Genomic DNA, 18206 nt, shown 5'->3' with positions numbered 1-18206 from the left:
GTCGCGATGGACCCGTGGGTGCGTGACCTGCTGCGCTGCCCGGTGACCGGCGCCACGCTGGTCGACGGCGTGAGCCCGGCGGGCGAGCCCGAGCTGCACTCGACCGACCCGCAGCGCCCGCTGGCCTACCCGGTGCGCGAGGGCATCCCCGTGCTGCTGGAGTCGGACGCGCGGCCGCTGCCGCACTGACGTCATCCGCAGCACGCATCACCTGTGGCCGAATCCCGACGTCGTCGGGTGCGCGGCGCGTGCAGGTCGGTAGGTTCGGGTCGTGGATCGAGCCGACGCGTTGCCAGCCGGGAGCCTGACCCCGCCCGGGGGCTGACGGCCGCGCAGGTCGCCCAGCGCGTCGCCGACGGCCGGGCCAACGACACGGCCCAGCTGCCGAGCCGCACGTTCGGGCAGATCGTCCGAGCCAACGTCCTGACGCCGTTCAACGCGCTGCTCGTCGGGCTCTTCGGCGTCGTCCTGGCGACCGGGCGCTGGCAGAACGGCCTGTTCGTCGGCGTCGTCGTGGCGAACTCGGTGGTCGGGATCGTCCAGGAGATCCGCGCCAAGCGCACGCTCGACCGGCTCGCGATGCTCACCACGCCCACGGCGCGCACCGTGCGCGACGGCGTCGTCGCGGCCGGACCCGTCGAGGCGGTGGTGCTCGACGACCTGCTGGAGCTGCGGGCGGGCGACCAGGTCCCGCGGACGGCGTGGTGCGCGTGAGCGCGGGCCTGGAGATCGACGAGTCGCTCCTGACCGGGGAGTCCGACCCGGTGCCGAAGCCACCCGGCGACGACGTGCGGTCGGGCTCGATCGTCGTCGCCGGGCAGGGCCGGGTCCAGGTGACGCGCGTCGGCGCCGACTCGTACGCGGCGCGGATCGCCGCCGAGGCGCGCCGGTTCTCGCTGACCCGCTCCGAGCTGCAGGCCGGCACCAACCGGTTGCTGCGCTGGATCTCGCTGCTCATGGTGGCCGTGGCGCCCGTCCTCGTGTGGAGCCAGATGCGCAGCGCTGCCAACCACGGGTGGCGTGACGCGCTCACCGCGGTGGTCGCCGCGCTCGTCGGCATGGTGCCGGAGGGGCTCGTGCTGCTGACGTCGCTGGCCTTCGTGCTCGGCGTGATCACGCTCGCGCGGCGCAGCACGCTCGTCCAGGAGCTGCCGGCCGTGGAAGGGCTCGCACGGGTCGACGTCGTGTGCCTGGACAAGACCGGGACGCTCACCCACGGTGACATCGTGTTCGACAGGGTCGAGGCCGTCGGACCCGATGGGGCGGACGTGGTCGGGGCGGACGTGGTCGGGGCGGGCGTGGTCGGGGCGGCGCTCGGACTGTTCCGGGACGAGCCGAACGCGACCGGCGCGGCCGTCGCCGACGCGTTCGACCCGAGCCCGTGGGAGGTCGTGGCGACGATCCCGTTCTCCTCGGTGCGCAAGTGGGCCGCCGTGTCGGTCGCCGACGCGACGTGGGTGCTCGGAGCGCCCGAGCGGGTGCTCGTCGCGCCGGAGGGCGAGCGCGCGCACACGATGCTCGCGCGCGCCCACGAGATCGCGTCGGGGGGCAGCCGGGTCCTCGTCCTGGCGCGGACGGCCTCGGCGCTCGCGGTGGACGCCTCGGCCGGGGCGACGCTGCCCGGGGGCCTGGACCCGGTGGCGCTGGTCGTGCTCGCCGAGCGTCTGCGGCCCGACGCCGCGCAGACCCTCGCGTACTTCACCCGCCAGGGGGTCGCCCTCAAGGTCATCTCGGGCGACAACCCGCGGACCGTGGGGGCGGTCGCCGCGCGCGTCGGGGTGCCCGGGGTGTCCGGGCCCGACGACGCCGTCGACGCCACGACCCTCCCGGACGACGTCGACGCCCTCGCCGACGTGCTCGAACGGCACTCCGTCTTCGGTCGCGTGACACCGCAGCAGAAGCGCGCGATGGTCGGGGCGCTCCAGAGCCGCGGCCACGTCGTGGCGATGACGGGAGACGGGGTCAACGACGCCCTCGCCCTCAAGGACGCCGACATCGGCGTCGCGATGGGGTCGGGCTCGGCCGCGACCAAGGCCGTCGCGCAGCTCGTCCTCCTGGACGGCCGCTTCGCCCACCTGCCGCAGGTCGTGGCCGAGGGGCGGCGCGTCATCGCCAACATCGAGCGGGCCGCCAACCTCTTCCTGACCAAGAACGTGTACTCGCTGGTCCTCGCGCTCAGCGTGGCCGTCACCGGCAGCACGTTCCCGCTCGAGCCGATCCAGCTCACGCTGATCTCGGCGCTGACGATCGGGGTGCCCGGCTTCTTCCTGGCGCTCGCGCCGAACGACCGGCGGTACGTGCCAGGGTTCCTGCGCCGCGTGCTGCGTTTCGCGGTACCCGTCGGCGTGCTCGTCGCTGCGGCGGCCTACACGGGGTTCCGGGTGGCCCAGGTGGTCGAGCCGGGGACGACTCCCGTGCACGCGCGCACCGTGTCGACGATCGTCGTGCTGCTGATCGGGTTGTGGACGGTGGGTGTGCTCGCGCGACCGTTCAACCGGTGGAAGGCGCTGCTCGTGCTGGGCCTGGCCGCCGCCGGCGCCGCGGCCGTGCTCGTCCCTCCGGTCGCCCGGCACCTGTTCCTGCTGGCCGTGACGCCGGCCCGCCTCGCCGTCGCCGTCGTCGTCGGGGCGGCCGGGGCGGCACTCGTGGAGGTGGTGCACCGGGTCACTGCCCGTGCCGCCGCCCGCGCCGCCGCCCGCGCGGCGGGGAGCGGCGCGCCGCCGCGCGGGCGGCCGCCGGGCCCCAAGCCTGGGCCGTCGTGAGGGGCGAGAGGCCTGCGACGGACGCCCCGCGACCTACGGGGCCGTGCCCTGGAGCACGCCCGGCGTGACACGCAGGTGCGGGGTGAGCGGCTGGCCCGGCCCCGTGCGCAGGCGAACCTCCAGCTCCTGCGTCTGCCCCGGCGCGATGGTGACCGTACGGGCGCCGACGTCGAGCCCGTCCTGCTCCTGGGCGAAGACGCCGGTGCTGCCGTCCGCGACGAGCGTGACGGAGTCCACGGCGCCGCTCGCCGGCGCGTACACGAGCACGTTGACTCGGACGGTCCCGTCGGACGGCCCGTCGCCGAGCACGTAGGCAGGCAGGTGAGCGGCCTGTGCGGGCGAGAGGCGGTTGGTCAGCCGGACCCGCACGGTGAGGGCCTGCGCGGCGTTGTCGAGAGGTGCGGCGTCCGTCACCTCGGCCTCGGTGCTCAGGTAGTAGCCCGTCTTGCCCGCCGTCGTCATGTTGAGGTAGACGCCGACGAGAGGCGCGTTGGTCTCGCCGACGGGGACCACGCCACGCAGCTCGCCGGACAGGACCGTGCCGTGCACGAGCTTCTGCTCCTGGGGATCGGCCGACCAGACCGTCAGGCGACCCTGGCGGGCGCCCTCGGCCAGCGCGTCGATCAGCGCTCCGCCGTCGCTGGTCCCCGTCTGGAACTGCGTGAGAACGGCCTCGCTGGCCAGGCCGAACACGGCGTCCTGCTCGGCGGGATCGGGGAAGGCCGCATACACGTCCGCCATGAGGTACTGCGCGGTGTTCGTGCCGTCCAGCGTGACCGACTCCCCGTCCGGGTCGGTGAACGAGACCGGTGCGGACGCTGCGAGCAGCGACTGGAGCAGGACCGGGTCGACGGAGAGCACGCCCGAGACGTCCGGATGCCCCGCGCTCGTCCACATGGCCTGAAGCAGCGTCGCAGCTCGCGGGAAGTCGGGCGTCAGCGTCACGTCCTGGCTCCACCGGCCGAGCTGGGTGCCGAACAGCGCCTCCTCGCTGTCGTCGAGCGCCAGGACGGGCTGGTCGAACGGTCCGAGGCTCCCGGCCGCCACGTGCTCGACGACCGTCAGGCGTCCGTCGTCCGCCCGCACGTGCAGGATCGCGCCGGGGATGCCGCCCGTGGCGCGAGGTTCGGCGTTGTTCTGCGCGATCACCAGCCAGTCGCGCGGACCGTCGGCCCCGAGCATCGCCGGCAGCAGCACCGCGGCGCGTGCCGCCGTCGCCGTCACCGAATGCACCGAGCGCAGCTGGTCCTCCACCTGGGCGGTGGCCTGCGCGAGCGGTCCCATCAGCCCGTCGCGATCGAGGCTGCTCACCGCGTCGAGCTCGCCCTTGACCGTCGTGTCGGCGGACACGACGTCGTCCCTCACCGCGATCAGCGGCGCGAGGTCGAGGCGGCCGTCGCGGGGGGTCACGGCGTCGGGGCGTACCGCCTCGGCCGCAGCCGAGAGGCGCGGCAGCACGTCGGTGACGAGGTGGTCCACGCTCGTCGACAACGTGCCCAGGGCCCGTGCGTCGTCACCCACCCAGGGCAGGGCGGAGGCCAGCGTCCACTGCGGGCCGTGCGTGGCGGCGCTGGCCGTGTGAGCGGAGCGCTGGACGTCGGCCAGTGCGGCCTCGGCGGCCTGCGGGTCCTCGCGCAGCTGCCGCTCGAGGCCGGGCACGGCGGCCGCGACCTGGTCCAGGGCGTCGCGTGCGCGGAGCACGTCGGACGCGAGCCACGCGCCATAGGCCGCCACGCCGATGACGACGGCAACGATCCCGGAGACGACCCACAGGCGCCGACGACGCCGCGTCCGACGGAACTCGGCCGTCTCGGCGAGCGGGCGTCTCGGTGCCCGGCCGACGGCAACGTCCGACCACCCGTCTCCCCAGCCGTCGTGAGCCATCGTTCTCCCTCGTCAGACCCGCGCCGCGCTCACGGCACGTGGCAATAGTGGACGGCCCCAGACGCGAGGGGCCGCGGATGTCGCCGTTCGACCAAGAGCGAAAACCGCGCCGCCGACGTCGCGTGAGGGCACCGAGGCACCGGGACGCCGCCACGGGGCACGGCTCAGCCGAGGAAGACCTGGGAGCACAGCATCGGTGCATCGGCGCGGTCCCCGTCGGCGGTGCACGCGACACCCACCTCGGTGAGGTCGGGGTCGAGGAGGTTCGCACGGTGACCGGGGGATGCGAGCCAGGCGTCGACGACCGCGCCGGGGGAGGCCGCGGCACGGCTGAGGTTCTCGGCGGACATGCCCGACGGGGGAGCGCACGCGTGGGTGACGGGCACGAGCGAGGCATGGGTGAGCTTGCGCCCGCCCAGCAGAGGCCCCAGGCGCTGGCGTGCCTGGTCGGTGGCGCACGAGGAGGTGCGCAGCGCGGGCAGGCGCTCAGCGGCCCGCGCCTCGTTGGTGGCCTGCACCAGCGCGGAGGCGTAGGCGACGGGATCGGCCGGCGTCGGCGGCGCCGTGGCCGGCGCGGGTGCAGGGGCGCACGCGCCGCACAGCGCGACCAGCGCCGCCGTCGGCACGAGGGCGCCGGCCCAGAACGCTCGCGGTCCGGGCATGTCAGGAACGCCCGTGACCGCGTGCGCCCGCCATCTCCGGCGGCGTGCCGGCACCACGCCGCTGGTTCTTCTTGCGCCGCCTCTTGTGCTTCACCTGGCCGGAACGGTCGTGCCCCCCGACGAGGTGTACTCGTAGTACCCGTACTCGCTGCCCGTCGCGCGCGCCCGCGCACGGTTGAGCACGAGGCCCAGCACGGGCGCGCCGACCGTCCCGAGCGTGGTGAGCGCGGCCTCAAGCTGCTGCCGGTGCACGGTGTCGGCGCCGACGACGATGATCGCCCCTCCGGCGAGACGGGCGAGGATCGCGCCGTCGGTGACGGGCAGCAGGGGGGCGGTGTCGACGATCACGACGTCGTACCGCCGCCTCAGGTCGGCGAGGAAGTCCGACATCGCCTGCGAGCCGAGCAGCTCGGACGGGTTCGGCGGGATCTGGCCAGCCGTGATGACGTCGAGGTTCCCGTTGCCCCACGGCTGCACGACGTCGTCGATCCCTGCGCGGCCGATCAGCACCGTCGTCAGCCCGACGGATCCCTCGATGCCGAGGTAGCTCGCGACCGACGGGCGCCTGAGGTCGGCGTCGACCAGCACGACCCGCGCACCAGCCTCGGCCTGGGTGATCGCGAGATTGATCGACGTCGTCGACTTGCCCTCGGAAGGCAGCGAGGACGTGATCACGAAGGTGTGGTCGTGACTCCCGGTGCTGAGGAACTGCAGGTTGGTCCGCAGGCGCCGTAGCGCCTCGGCGCGCAGCGAGTGGGGCGAGTCCTGGATGACGAGGGGGCGGTTCGCGATGCCCGGCTCAAGTCCGATGACGCCGAGCAACGGGAAGTCGGACGCGATGTTCTCGACGTCGGAGCGGCTGCGTACGCGCGTGTCCAGAAGATCCCGAAGGATGGCCAGCGCCACGCCGACGCCCACCCCGGCGAGAAGTCCGACGACGATGTCCAGCTTCAGGTTCGGGGACGTCGGCGAGATCGGAACGGATGCCTGCCGGACCGTCGAGAGCTGGACGGGAGAGTTGCCGCCGCCAGGCGGTGTCTCGAGCTCGCTCACCACCGTGGCGAGCGAGCCGGCGACGGCGTTCGAGATCGCGGCGGCCTTCTCCGGTGATGCGTCGCTGACCTTCACATTGATGAGGACGGTGTCGGTCGGTGAGTCGGCGTGGACCTGTTCGGCGAGAGCGGAGGCGTTCATGGAGAGCCCGAGGTCGTCGATCACTGGCTGGAGCACCCGGGGCGATGAGATGAGTTCCGTGTACGACTTCACCTGGCGCACCGTGAAGTTCGATCCCTGCAGCAGGTCCGTTGTGCTGTCCGAGCCCCGTACGGACACGAAGACCTGCGAGGTGGCCGAGTACCTCGGTGTCGTCAACAACGAGAGTGCGAGACCGACGGTGATCCCGAGCATCCCGACGACGGCGACGGTGATCCATCGCTTCCGCAGCAGGGCGAGAATGTCACTGAGTTCCATCGAGACTGTTTCCCTCGTTCTCGGCGTCTGCCGGTTCGATCTGAGACGCGGGCGCGTCGTTGTTGCAGTGAGAGGGCTGGGCGCGAAGCGGTCTTGTCACACGCACGCGCCCTCCAGCGACGGCACGAGGGAGCGTCGACCCGCGTCCGTGACCACGGACCGGGGCTCGTTCGCCGCCGGCCCTTCCTCGCTGGTCTCGCGGGCAGGTGTGACCCACGAGAGTGCGAGCACCAGCAAGATCATCGTCTTGGACTCGCCGTAGATCGCGGTGTTGTCGGCCATCCCGTGCAGGAACACCCATGTGAAGATGCAGGTGGCCGCGGTTCCGGCCAGCCGGGGGACGCGCGCGTCACCCAGTGCCTGCAGGCACTTCCGGAGCACGGCACCGATGGTCAGCAGCACCCCTCCGAGCAGGAGAAGACCCCCGTTCGCCCATGCGGCGATCAGGAGGTTGTGGGGTGGAAGGGTGGTCTGAGCGGCCTCCTGCCAACCGCCATAGCCGAGCCCGAGCGTGGGATGGGCGAAGAACACCTGCTCGACGAGGCGCCACAGCGGTAGCCGTGAGTCGAGCGAGTCGAGGCTTTCCTTGCCGAACACCGGGATCGCACGCTCGAGCCTGTTCGCCCCTTGCACGGCGATCAGCAGGAGCAGCGGCAGCAGTGCCAGCACGAACGCCAGCCGCGACCACGTTCTCGCCCACTGAAGCAATGCGGCCACGACGAGCAGCACGACGGTGAGAACCGCGCCGGTCTTCGATCCGGTCGCGATCGCCGCGACGCCTGACAGGCACGCAAGGAAGAGGGCGGCACGCCGCCGTGACAGCCGGAACAGGAGCAGGCAGAAGAACATCGAAGCGCCGAGAAACATGGAGGCGACGTTTCCGTTGACGAAGAGCCCTCCGGACTTGAGCGGGTCGAGGACGTTGTTCACCTGACCATCGAAGAGCCCGGCTGCCCAGGGGCCGACGATGGTGTCGGCGACGCGGGTCCGCATGAAGACGAGCTCTTGTTCGGGCCGGGCGCGGAAGTAGATGGCGAGCGCCGCCTCCAGGGCGATCCAGGGTGCCAACGCCCACATCGCCCTGAGGCGATCGGACCGTTCCGGAAACAGTGAGGCGCTCGCGTGGATCAGGCCGGCGAAGAGAGCGAACCGGAAGGCCGTCGACAGGGCGGCGTTGCGGTCCGGCGAGTATGCCGCGGCGATCAACGAGGCGAGCGCACAGACGACGGCACCGGCGACGACGGGTCGGTTGCTCATCGCGCGTCGCTGGCGGCCGAGCGCCTGAACCACGACGGCGGCCGCGGTGGCCTCGGCCAGGGTCAGGGGCAGGCCAGGGAGATAGACCTGCGGCACCATGAGGAAGGCAAGCCACCACGCTTGGAGCCGTGGGTGGAGCGACCACAGCACGACGAGGTACGCCAGTCCCGCGACTGCGAGCAGGACGGGCCTCACAGTGCTCTCCCGTCCAGGGCGCGGCGATAGAGCCCCGCAAGGAGGGCACCCTGGACCCGGGCGTTGAAGTGCTGCTCCGCGTACCGTCGTCCTGCGCTGCCCAGCTTCTGAGCGTCGACCGGGGACTGAAGCAGGTGGGTGATCCTCTCCGCGAGGGCGCCGACATCGCGCTCGGGCACGAGCAGGCCCGTCACGCCGTCGACCACCACCTCGGGGATGCCGCCGCTCCGAGTGGCCACGACGGGACGTCCGAGGGCGGCGGCCTCCTGCAGCACCTGCGACGCGGCCTCGGCCTGTCCGGCTCCGCTGGTGATGCTTGGCAACACGGCGACACGAGCCGACCGGATGCTGTCGATGGCCTCGTCGTGGGGGAGCGCACCCTCGAAGGTGACGGACGAGCTGATCCCCAGCTCGTCCGCCAACGTCCGCAGGTCGTGCTCCAGGGGTCCGCTTCCGACGAGCCGCAGCGTGGCATCGGGTACTGCGCGCAGCACGTGACGCATGGCCCGCAACAGGTAGACGCCGCCCTTGACCTCGGCCAGGCGGGCCACGTGCACGATGGTCGGGGCTTCGGGAACCGGCGACTGCGTGACCGCGTCGACGTCCGTGCCCAGGAAGTGAACTCGGACGCGATCCGGCCGTGCACCGTGACGCACCAGGTTCCGGGCCACGTATTCGGACACCGCCAGCAGGTGCGACTCCGACCGCAGCAGAGCGCGTCTCTGGGCGGCGTACCGGACCCAAGCCACCTTCCTGGCTCGCAGGAGGGCGTTGCGGTCCAGTGCGGCGTCGTATCCGTGGAACGTCGTGAAGTGCGCGATCCCCTCCCGTCGGGCCGCGGCGATCGAGTACAGGCCCTCTACTCCGAACTGCGCATGGAGCACATCCGCATCAGCCACGCGGAGAGCGGACCGCAGCGGTCGGGACCGGCCCAGCATGTGGGCCGCCCGCGCGGTTCGCCCCTGATCGCTCAGCGTGATGACAGGGATGTCGTCGACCGGTCGTTGCACGGGGTCTCGCGCGATCAGCACGGTGTCGTCCGAGACGGTCCGCATCTGCAGCGGGATGAACGGCTCGGACGGAAGGAAGACGGTGTGTCGGAAGAAGGCGACCTTCAGGGTGCTCACGCCTGGCCCTCCTGGGCGTGAGCGACGACCTCGCGGAAGGCATCGATGTAGCGCTCTGCCACTCGATCGACGTCGAACCCGACCGCGCCGGCGGCGATGAGCGCGTTGTCGACCGTGCCGTCGACAGTCCTGCGCAGTGCCGCGGTGAGGTCGGCGACGCCATCCGCCATGGTGACGCCTGTCGGAAGGTCGCCGCCGAAGCTCTCGGCGAGGGCCCGGCTGATGACGACCGGGGTGCCTTCGGTCAGCGCTTCGAGCACGGCCAGGTTCAGACCCACCTCGCGGCGGCGCGAAGGCACGAGCATGACGGCCGCCCGGCGGACCGCTCGGCGCACCTCTGGCGGCGCCAGATGCCCGGCAAACTCGACGGGGCTGGTGCTTCCCAGACGGTCTCGCAGCCTCTCCAGTCTGTGACGTTCTGGTCCGTCGCCGCAGATCAGCAGGGGGACGCCCGCCGAGACCGCGGCGCGCACGGCAAGGTCCACGCCCTTCTCGCGGTGCAGTCGCCCCACGAACACGGCCCCCGCGCGGATCGCACCTTCGGAGTCCTCGGCCGACTTCGGCACCCCGTTGCCCAGTTCGATGTAGGTGCGGGGCCGGAACCGGCGGGGCAGGGTTCGCGTGAGCGTCTGCGTCACGGCAGGGCCGACCCCGACGACGGCGTCGTAACGGGCGTAGTCGTGAAGGTCGCGGCCCAGCCAGAACAGGTTCTTCGGCAGGCGTACCAGACTGCGGACGGATCGGTTGGCGATCTTGGCGCGGATCTCGTCGAGCGACGTCCCGTGCGCCTGAAGGACGACCGGTCTGGTGGTCTTCGCTCCGAGGAGAGTGCGCGCGGCAGAACTGACCGAGAAGACGACGTCGAACTCGTCGAAGCTGAGCCTCGCCAGCGCCTTGCCCCAGCGTGAGCTGTAGCGCCCGGGCCGGCCAGGGAGGGTCACCACGTCCAGAAGGCCGGGATACGGGTCCGAGGAGCCGTCCCCAGGTTTCACCGAGAAGGGAGTGGTCACGACGGTCACGCTGTGGCCGGTGCGAGCCCACCGCGTGACCAGGTCTTCCGTGACCCGCTCCATCCCGCCGCCGCCGTGCGCAGGAAGCGAACGTGCGATCACCGCGATCCTCATGCTGGGACCCCTTTGTCTTTCTGTCGTACGCGTGTTCGTCGCGGAGTCGCGAGGACGACCAGCGCGACGGCCGCGCTGACACCCTGGCTCGCCAGTCCGATCAGCCCGCTGACCCAGGCGTCGACGTGGCCCCACATCGAGGCGAAACCGACCAGGGTGACGAGCAGCCCCGCAATCGGGATGGCGGACCCGAGGGTGGGACGCCCACGTCCGTTGATGACCGCCCCGATGACGACTGCGACACCGTTGAGGACCGATGCGATGCTCAGAACCGTCACGACGGGCACGGCGGCTTCGAAACCGCGCCCGAAGACGATCGGGACGTACCAGGCGCCGCACGTCCCGAGGAGCAGTGCGAGCCCTGCCATCAGGCCAAGGTGAAGGGCGGAGTGACGGGCGATGTCACGTGCCGAGGCCCCTGCACCGGACATCTGCAGAGCGTCGCGACCGGCGAGCGTGGCGAGGATGAGAGGGACCTCGGCCACCGTGACGGCGACCGCATACAGGCCGATCTCGCGGCTCGAGACCTGACCAGGCATGAGCATCTGGTCCAGCCTGCTGTTCGCAGCGATACAGATCGTCCCTGCAGACGTCGCAAGCGAGTAGAGCAAGAACGGTCGCAAGCCATCGCTCTCACTGGTGGGTCCGGCCCCGCGCGCGGGTGCCCGCGCCGGCACGTTCGGGACGGGAGACCAGAGGAGCGCCGCAGCCACCACGAACGCCGCCAGCGCTCCCGCGGCGAAGAGGCTTGCGGCACTGACCCCGATCAGTGCCAGGACGGCGATGGCTGCGAAGCGCAGCACCGCGAAGACCGACCGTTCGCGGTCGAGGACCGCCCAGCCTGCGAGACCTTGCCAGTAGCCCCGGCGGACGGAGACGACCGCCTGCGCGACCACCTGTGTCCAGGCGAGCACCAGGATGTAGCGGGCGATCGGTTGCGTCTCGGAGACGACGCCGGAGTACCAGACCATGAAGGCGAACACGGCCAGGCTCGGCACGCTGACGACGCACAGCCCGCGCCGATATGCGGCGGTGGGCGAGTTCCTGCGGCTCGCGATGAAGTACGTCGTCGCGGCCGGGACCCCCAGCCCGGCGAGGGCGCCCGCGACCGTCAGCGGCTGCATGATCGTGGCGAACTCCCCGCGTCCCTCGGGCCCCATGACCCGAGCGAGGATCGGCCCGCTCGCCAGTCCAAGAACGGGCCCGAGGCTGTAGGCGATGATGCCGCGGAACTGCACCCACGTGGGTGCCGTACGTCGTTCGGTCGCCATCCTCACGACTCACCGGTCTTGCCGAGCGCGCGCCCGTGACGGGAGAGGCGACGGGAGGCCCCCGCCTCTCCTGGGACGGGCCTTCTGGCCGCTCGAGCGGCCAGTGCCTCGACGAGCTCGTCGGCCTGGGCTGTCCGGTGCGTCCACGACCGGGCCTGTGCTGCCTGCGAACGCAGCTCTGCATTGCGTACGTCTCGGTCGTTCATCGCGTCGAGGACGCGGTCGCCGAACTGTTCTCGGGGCGCGGTCTCAAGGCCCTTGGCTTCGAGACCGGCGAGGCTCGGCAGGGGCGTGGCGACCACGCGCAGCCCGGCAGAGAGGTACTCGTAGACCTTCATGGGGAAGACGCCGTCCGTGTACCTGTTGAGCTCGTAGGGGATCAGCCCGACCCTGGCCCGCGCGAAGAGGTCCGCGAGCTCGTCGAGCGAGAGCAGGCCCCGATAGCGGGCGTTCGGGTGGGCCAGAACCTTCTCGCCGGCCGCGCCGAGGCCCTGCCCGTCGATGGAGATGGGGCCGGCCAGGTCGAGCTTCACGCCCGAGTCGAGTACGCCGAGCAGCAGATCGAAGTCCACCTTGACGGGAGTCAGGTTGCCGGCGAAGACCGCGCGATCCTCGCGCTCCCGGTGAACGGCGGAGAACAGTTCCGTCTGCGCGACGTTCTCCCACAGGTGCACGTCGGCGGCCCCGAGGTGAGCCAGGTGCTCGGCCACCACCTTGGAGCTGGCGACGACTGCGTCGGCCCGCTCGATCAGAGAACGCTCCGACGCGAGAAGGGTGTCGCGTGGCGTGCCGGGAGTCTCGTGGACGAGGTCGACCGAGTGGTAGACGAGTCCTGAGAACTCGTCACCCATTTCATAGTCGACCGGTGAGAACGTCCAGAACACCGCGCCCTTCGGGAGGCGGGAGGTCACGAACATCCGCAGGAGGAGGCGGTTGATCGTTCGGACGGCTCTCAGTCCATGGAAGGGGATGACGAGCGGAGAGAGCACCACGAGTCCTTTAGGCCTGTGGTGCCGCAGAGCCGACGACCGGCGTCCGCGAAGGCGGTCGAGCGCCCGGCGGATGTCGGCGGCGCGCAGGCGCGGAGCCCGCAGTCCCAGCGACTCGATGTAGTACACGTCCCGCGAGGCTGCGAGCCCGCGAGCCAGGTGCTGCTTGTTGGTCCACACCGGGCTGTCGAAGTCGGCGGTCGAAAGAATCACGACCGGGCAGGGGCGGCGCCCGCTCGTCTCGTGTGCGCTAGCCACGGTTCACCCATTCTCGGATCTGGTGACGGAAGCGGGACTCTCCGAAGGTGGCGACGGCGGCGTCGCGCACGTCCGGGACCTCACGCTCGGCGGCCTGCTCGACGGCGGCTCTGAGGTCATGCCTGCCGAGCGACGCCGTGACGGCACCCAGCCCCAACCGCTCGACGCTTTCTCGTGCGCCACCGACGCGGTTGACCACGACCGGGGTCCCGAGGGCCATCGCCTCGACCGGCATGATGCCGAAGTCCTCGACCGGGGGAACACGTACACCAGTGCGGCCTGCATCAGCGCGCGGAGCATCGCGTCGCTGACGTGGCCGAGAAGCCGAACCTCGACGGGCGTGTGCTCCGCCTGATGACGGAGGGCCTTCGCCTGGGGCCCAGCGCCTGCGATGACGACAGGCAGGCCCGTCGCTTCGCCGGCCGTGATGACAGCGTCGAGCCTCTTGTACTCCACCAGACGCGAAGCGCCGAGGAGAAACTGATCCGGGAGCGAGTCGAGGGTCGCGAGCTCGTCCTCCGTGAGCTCGGTTCGCCAGTCCGGGACGGCGGCGATGGCCTCCACGGCGACCGGGGGATAGATCACCTGCGCGTCGCGCTCCCAGGCATGACGCACGCGCTCCTGGACGAAGGCGCTGTTGACCGCCACCTCGCTGACGTGGGCGGCCCGATGTCTGTCCAGGCGGCGCAGCGTGGGCGCGACGGGCCGCACGACCCAGCGGCTTCCGCGGGGATCATGCTCGGTAGCCCAGAGGTATCTCGCGGGCGTGTGGACGTATGCCAGCGTTCGGGCAGCGCGGATCCGCGGGTTGCCGCACACGTGGTGGGCGAAGGAGTGCGAGCTCACGAGCACCCAGTCGACGTCGCCGGGCGTGACCCAGCCGCCGTGCCAGACGGCTGGCATGGCAGGCAGCGACAGTGCCTTGCGCCCGCGCAGGAGCGTTCGGGCGAGGGGCGACTCGATCACGCGCGTGGCGGCGAAACGCCCACCTGAGTTGTCCCAGAGACAGAGCAGCGGTGCTTCGGGGAAGACTGCGGCGAACTGATCCAGGACGTTCTCCGATCCGCCCGTCTTCTCGATCCACTCGTGCACCAGAAGACCTTTAGTAGGCGCCATGCCCCACCACCGCTCGGAACGTCTTGGCGAGGATGATCAGGTCGGTCGCCATCGACCAGTTCTCCACGTAGTACAGGTCCAGCCGCACGCTCTCCTCGAGCGTGAGGTCGTTGCGTCCGCTCACCTGCCACAGGCCGGTCATGCCCGGCTTCACGAGCAGCCGGCGGCCGATCTCGGCGTCGTACTGCGCGACCTCCAGGGGCACCTGCGGGCGGGGACCGACCAGGGACATCGACCCGCCCACGACGTTGAAGAGCTGCGGCAGCTCGTCGAGCGAGTACTTGCGGATGACCCGCCCCACGGCCGTCACCCGGGGTCGTGCTTGGGCTTGTAGAACACCCCGACCTCGCCGCCGAGCACCTCGGCGAGCCGCGCCTCGGCGTCGGCGGCCATGGAGCGGAACTTCAGCATCGTGAAGGGCCGGCCGTCCTGGCCCACACGCTGCTGCCGGAACAGCACAGGCCCTTTGCTGGTCGCCTTGACCGCGACGGCGGTCACGACCAGCGGCACCGAGGTCACCACGACGAGGAGCATCCCGACAACGATGTCGAAGGTGCGCTTGAGCGCGAGCTCGGCACCGGCGAAGCGCGGCGCCTCGACGTACTGCAAGGAGAGCCCGGGTGCCGGGCGCCGGTGCACACGCGAGCCGGCGACGTCGGTGAGTGCCGAGGCGAGCAGCAGGTCGGTCCCGGTGGGTTCGAGGTCCCACGCGAGCCGTTTGAGGATCGCGGGGGTGATCTCGTCGGAGCCGGTGACGAGGACGGCTTCGACGTTGGCCTCGCGCGCCGCGCGGGCGGCGTCGGCGATGGTGCCCACGATGGGTACGCGCCCCGCGAGCGCGTCCTCGTCGCCGTCCGGCACGCAGGCCCCCACCACGTGGTAGGGAGCCCACGCGTTGCGTGTGAGCTCGTTGACGATGTGGGTGACCGTGCCGTGCCCTCCGACGACCAGTGCGCGGGTGCGGGCTCGGCCCTGGGTGCGCTCGGTGACGAGCGTCTGCCGCACGGCCCATCGCCACACCACCAGCAGCGCGCAGCCGGCAGGCAGCGCCAGCGCGACGTATCCGCGGGCGAGCTCGAACTTGGTCAGGTAGGAGACGACCGCGATCAGACCGAAGAAGCCGAGGGTCACGTTCACGACGAGGGCGTACTCGTCCATGCCGGTGCCCATGAGGCGCGGGTCGCGCGTGTCGGCGATGCTGAGCGCGACGAACCAGAGCACGCCGAGGCACACCGAGACGACGACGTAGTCGGCGCTCGTACCCGACATGAGGTAGTCGCCCGGGCGAGCAGGTCGAAGCGCACCAGGTAGGCCATCGTGACGGCGACGGCGATCGCCAGGGCGTCGGCCGCCATGGCGCGCCGACTGATCGACCGCTCCCATGCGGGACGGGCGACGCCCTGCGCCCGCCCACCCCGTACCCCGTGCGGCAGCAGCGATGCAGCCCTGTTCGCCTCGGCGTCGGTCATTGCCCCCATATGTGATCCCCCGTCGACTTAGGCGGCACAGCGCGATGCCTGGGCCCTGGCGGTCGACGACCGCCAGGGCCCAGGCATCGGTGGTCGGTCGTCAGGCGCGCGCGAAGCGGCGACGCCGGGCGGACGCGAGGCCGACGGCGCCGGCGCCGGCCAGCGCGAGCGCTCCGGCCAGTCCGGCGAGCTCAAGGCTCGGCGCACCCGTCCTGGGCAGGGCGTCACCAGCCGCGGACGCGTTCGTGCCGGCCGCGGCGCCCTTGGCGGCCGCAGCGGCACCGTCCGTGGTGATCGTCTGGCGGCTGATCTCCTTGCCGGCGGCGTCGTAGACGGCAAGGTCGCACGTGCCCTCGGCCGCCAGGGTGACCTGGAACGTGGCGACGCCGTTGACGGCCGGCTTGGTCAGCGACTTGGTCCCGGCGATCTGGATCTGCGAGTCGGTCAGTGTCGAGCTCGTGATGGTCAGCGTCAGCTCGTGGTTGCCGACGGGGCCGGTGGCGGTCACGGTGAATGGCGTGCCGACGGAGGGAGCCGAGTCGGAGACGGTGGCGTTGTACTCGGTCGCGGGGTAGGTGTCGGCGACGGCGCTCGCGACGGGCACCGTGGCGAGCGCTCCGGCCAGAACGAGGGTGCTCAACCTGCGGAGGTGGGGCATGGATTCAACTCCTGAACTCGGTGTACATAGGGCTCGACGAGTGCGCATTGCCGAGGCGATACGCGGATGCCCCGCAGTGTTGCCGTCATTTGCGTTTCCGTGGTGCGAGTTGCGCGGTCTGGCGCACCTGTGTCGTGGGGTGACTACTTGTCTCGCCCGTTAGGCTGAGGTCACGCGCACACGGGAGCCCCCAGCGCACCGCAGACCACCCCCAGACCGTTCCCGGAGGTTCTCCGTGCCCACGACTGCGCCGCTTCCGCCCGCGCGCCCGGACTCGCCTGGCTTCGACGAGGCTCCCGGCCGCTACAAGGTCCGCTCCCTCGCGCTGGCCGAGTCCGGCCGCCACCAGATCCGCCTCGCCGAGCACGAGATGCCCGGCCTCATGGCGCTGCGCGCCGAGTTCGGCGAGTCCCAGCCGCTCGCGGGCGCCCGCATCGCCGGCTCGCTGCACATGACGGTCCAGACCGCCGTCCTCATCGAGACGCTCGTCGCGCTCGGCGCCGAGGTGCGTTGGGCGTCGTGCAACATCTTCTCCACGCAGGACGAGGCGGCCGCCGCCGTCGCCGTCGGGCCGCACGGCACGCCGTCGGACCCGCAGGGCGTCCCGGTGTTCGCCTGGAAGGGCGAGACGCTCGAGGAGTACTGGGACTGCACCGAGCAGATCCTCGTGTGGCCGTCGACGAACGGCGAGGAGGGGCGCACCGGCCCCAACATGATCCTCGACGACGGCGGCGACGCGACCATGCTGGTCCACCTCGGGCTGCAGTACGAGCGCGCCGGCGTCGTGCCGCCGAACACGCTGCCGGGCGAGCCCGACCACACGCACGAGATGAACGTCGTGCGCGACCTGCTGCGCCGCGCCCTGGAGGCGGACCCGCTGCGCTGGACCGAGGTCGCCGTCGGCATCAAGGGCGTCACGGAGGAGACGACGACGGGCGTGCACCGCCTGTACCACCTGGCCGAGGCGGGCGAGCTGCTGTTCCCTGCCATCAACGTCAACGACTCGGTGACCAAGTCGAAGTTCGACAACAAGTACGGCATCCGGCACTCGCTGCCCGACGGGATCAACCGCGCCACCGACATCCTCATCGGCGGCAAGGTCGCGTTCGTCGCCGGCTACGGCGACGTCGGCAAGGGCGCCGCGGAGGCGTTCCGCGGCCAGGGTGCGCGCGTCATCGTCTCGGAGATCGACCCGATCTGCGCGCTGCAGGCCGCGATGGACGGCTTCCAGGTCGCCCGCATCGAGGACGTCCTGGACGAGGCCGACTTCTTCATCACGACCACGGGCAACAAGGACGTCGTCCTCGCCGAGCACATCGCGGCGATGAAGGACAAGGCCGTCGTCGGCAACATCGGCCACTTCGACAACGAGATCGACATGGCCGGCCTCGAGCGGGTGCCGGGGATCGTCAAGACCGAGATCAAGCCTCAGGTGCACGAGTGGACGTTCCCGGACGGGAAGTCGGTCATCGTGTTGTCTGAGGGGCGCCTGCTCAACCTGGGCAACGCGACCGGGCACCCGTCGTTCGTCATGTCGAACTCGTTCTCCAACCAGACGATCGCGCAGATCGAGCTGTTCCTCGACGCGGCCAAGCCCGAGGGGGAGCGCACCTACGGGCGCCAGGTGTACCGCCTGCCCAAGGTGCTCGACGAGAAGGTGGCCCGCACGCACCTGGACGCCCTGGGCGTGCGCCTCACGGAGCTGTCGAAGGAGCAGGCCGAGTACATCGGCGTCCCGGTCGAGGGCCCCTACAAGCCGGAGCACTACCGGTACTGACCCGCGCGGCTGTTCGAGGCCGGCCCTGGGGGTGTCGACGCCTGGGGCCGCCGCCTGCGTGCGCGCCCGGGCCGCGTCGTCGTCCTCGGGGCGCGCTGACATCCTGACGCGGCCGCCGCGGGTCCGGCAGGCCGGGGGAGACCCGGCCTGCCGACGATGAGCGCGGCGGGAGCGGAGGCGGGGTGAC

At 71.3% G+C, this 18206-nt stretch carries 15 protein-coding genes and 1 pseudogene; 4 read left to right on the top strand and 12 right to left on the bottom strand.

Features of this window, described 5'->3' with window-relative positions:
• Positions 1-6: 6 nt before the first annotated feature.
• The 3 genes from ET495_RS08945 to ET495_RS08940 are packed head-to-tail and all read left to right on the top strand — an operon-like array spanning position 7 to position 2762.
• Entirely contained in the window at positions 7-189 is a 183-nt protein-coding gene (locus ET495_RS08945; RefSeq protein WP_129205954.1) for a Trm112 family protein, read from the top strand.
• A 24-nt stretch (positions 190-213) separates the two neighbouring features.
• A complete protein-coding gene (locus ET495_RS18645) occupies positions 214-714 on the top strand; it encodes a hypothetical protein (protein WP_245992991.1) in 501 nt (166 codons plus the stop codon).
• Entirely contained in the window at positions 711-2762 is a 2052-nt protein-coding gene (locus ET495_RS08940) for an HAD-IC family P-type ATPase (protein WP_245992990.1), read from the top strand. The genes ET495_RS18645 and ET495_RS08940 overlap by 4 nt, the downstream gene beginning before the upstream one ends.
• Positions 2763-2795: 33 nt before the next feature.
• Here the strand turns inward: ET495_RS08940 and ET495_RS08935 are convergent, their stop codons facing one another.
• The 12 genes and pseudogenes from ET495_RS08935 to ET495_RS08880 form a co-directional block, all read right to left on the bottom strand.
• Complete coding sequence (locus tag ET495_RS08935) at positions 2796-4646, bottom strand: DUF4012 domain-containing protein (RefSeq protein ID WP_129204371.1); 1851 nt, start codon at positions 4644-4646, stop codon at positions 2796-2798.
• Between the two features lie 164 nt (positions 4647-4810).
• The gene (locus ET495_RS08930; protein WP_129204369.1) at positions 4811-5308 is read right to left on the bottom strand and encodes a CAP domain-containing protein; all 498 of its coding nucleotides are present in this window, start codon (positions 5306-5308) and stop codon (positions 4811-4813) included.
• Positions 5309-5398: 90 nt separating this feature from the next.
• Entirely contained in the window at positions 5399-6778 is a 1380-nt protein-coding gene (locus tag ET495_RS08925) for a tyrosine-protein kinase domain-containing protein (RefSeq protein ID WP_129204367.1), read from the bottom strand.
• 96 nt (positions 6779-6874) lie between these two features.
• Positions 6875-8230: an O-antigen ligase family protein gene (locus ET495_RS08920; protein WP_129204365.1), complete on the bottom strand. Its 1356-nt coding sequence runs from the start codon at positions 8228-8230 to the stop codon at positions 6875-6877.
• On the bottom strand, positions 8227-9357 hold the full coding sequence (locus ET495_RS08915; protein WP_129204363.1) for a glycosyltransferase: 1131 nt from the start codon (positions 9355-9357) through the stop codon (positions 8227-8229). The genes ET495_RS08920 and ET495_RS08915 overlap by 4 nt, the downstream gene beginning before the upstream one ends.
• Positions 9354-10469: a glycosyltransferase family 4 protein gene (locus ET495_RS08910; RefSeq protein WP_162616418.1), complete on the bottom strand. Its 1116-nt coding sequence runs from the start codon at positions 10467-10469 to the stop codon at positions 9354-9356. The genes ET495_RS08915 and ET495_RS08910 overlap by 4 nt, the downstream gene beginning before the upstream one ends.
• An 8-nt stretch (positions 10470-10477) precedes the next feature.
• Entirely contained in the window at positions 10478-11752 is a 1275-nt protein-coding gene (locus ET495_RS08905) for a lipopolysaccharide biosynthesis protein (RefSeq protein WP_245993432.1), read from the bottom strand.
• 2 nt (positions 11753-11754) lie between these two features.
• The gene (locus ET495_RS08900; protein ID WP_129204357.1) at positions 11755-12954 is read right to left on the bottom strand and encodes a glycosyltransferase family protein; all 1200 of its coding nucleotides are present in this window, start codon (positions 12952-12954) and stop codon (positions 11755-11757) included.
• Positions 12955-12991: 37 nt separating this feature from the next.
• A pseudogene (locus tag ET495_RS19405) lies at positions 12992-13902 on the bottom strand (glycosyltransferase).
• 199 nt (positions 13903-14101) lie between these two features.
• Positions 14102-14425, bottom strand: coding sequence for a sugar transferase (locus ET495_RS19155; RefSeq protein WP_129204355.1), 324 nt, complete (start codon positions 14423-14425; stop codon positions 14102-14104).
• The gene (locus ET495_RS18640; protein WP_162616417.1) at positions 14422-15384 is read right to left on the bottom strand and encodes a sugar transferase; all 963 of its coding nucleotides are present in this window, start codon (positions 15382-15384) and stop codon (positions 14422-14424) included. The genes ET495_RS19155 and ET495_RS18640 overlap by 4 nt, the downstream gene beginning before the upstream one ends.
• A gap of 300 nt (positions 15385-15684) precedes the next feature.
• Positions 15685-16224, bottom strand: a complete 540-nt coding sequence (locus ET495_RS08880; protein WP_245992989.1) for a peptidase — start codon at positions 16222-16224, stop codon at positions 15685-15687.
• Between the two features lie 253 nt (positions 16225-16477).
• Between ET495_RS08880 and ahcY the strand changes: the two genes are divergently transcribed.
• Positions 16478-18019 (top strand): adenosylhomocysteinase, encoded by a 1542-nt coding sequence (ahcY, locus tag ET495_RS08875; RefSeq protein WP_129204349.1) that lies wholly within the window; start codon positions 16478-16480, stop codon positions 18017-18019.
• Positions 18020-18206 lie beyond the last annotated feature (187 nt).

Origin of the sequence: Xylanimonas allomyrinae (genome assembly GCF_004135345.1) — a bacterium.
Taxonomy (GTDB): Bacteria; Actinomycetota; Actinomycetes; order Actinomycetales; family Cellulomonadaceae; genus Xylanimonas; species Xylanimonas allomyrinae.
This window is presented reverse-complemented; position numbering and strand designations above follow the sequence as displayed.

Bases quoted from the DNA above. Each gene is read 5' to 3' on its own strand.
- ET495_RS08905 (WP_245993432.1), bottom strand. From the start codon at position 11,752: ATGGCGACCGAACGACGTACGGCACCCACGTGGGTGCAGTTCCGCGGC.
- ET495_RS18640 (WP_162616417.1), bottom strand. From the start codon at position 15,384: ATGTCGGGTACGAGCGCCGACTACGTCGTCGTCTCGGTGTGCCTCGGC.
- ET495_RS08945 (WP_129205954.1), top strand. From the start codon at position 7: ATGGACCCGTGGGTGCGTGACCTGCTGCGCTGCCCGGTGACCGGCGCC.
- ET495_RS08935 (WP_129204371.1), bottom strand. From the start codon at position 4,646: ATGGCTCACGACGGCTGGGGAGACGGGTGGTCGGACGTTGCCGTCGGC.
- ET495_RS08930 (WP_129204369.1), bottom strand. From the start codon at position 5,308: ATGCCCGGACCGCGAGCGTTCTGGGCCGGCGCCCTCGTGCCGACGGCG.
- ET495_RS08925 (WP_129204367.1), bottom strand. From the start codon at position 6,778: ATGGAACTCAGTGACATTCTCGCCCTGCTGCGGAAGCGATGGATCACC.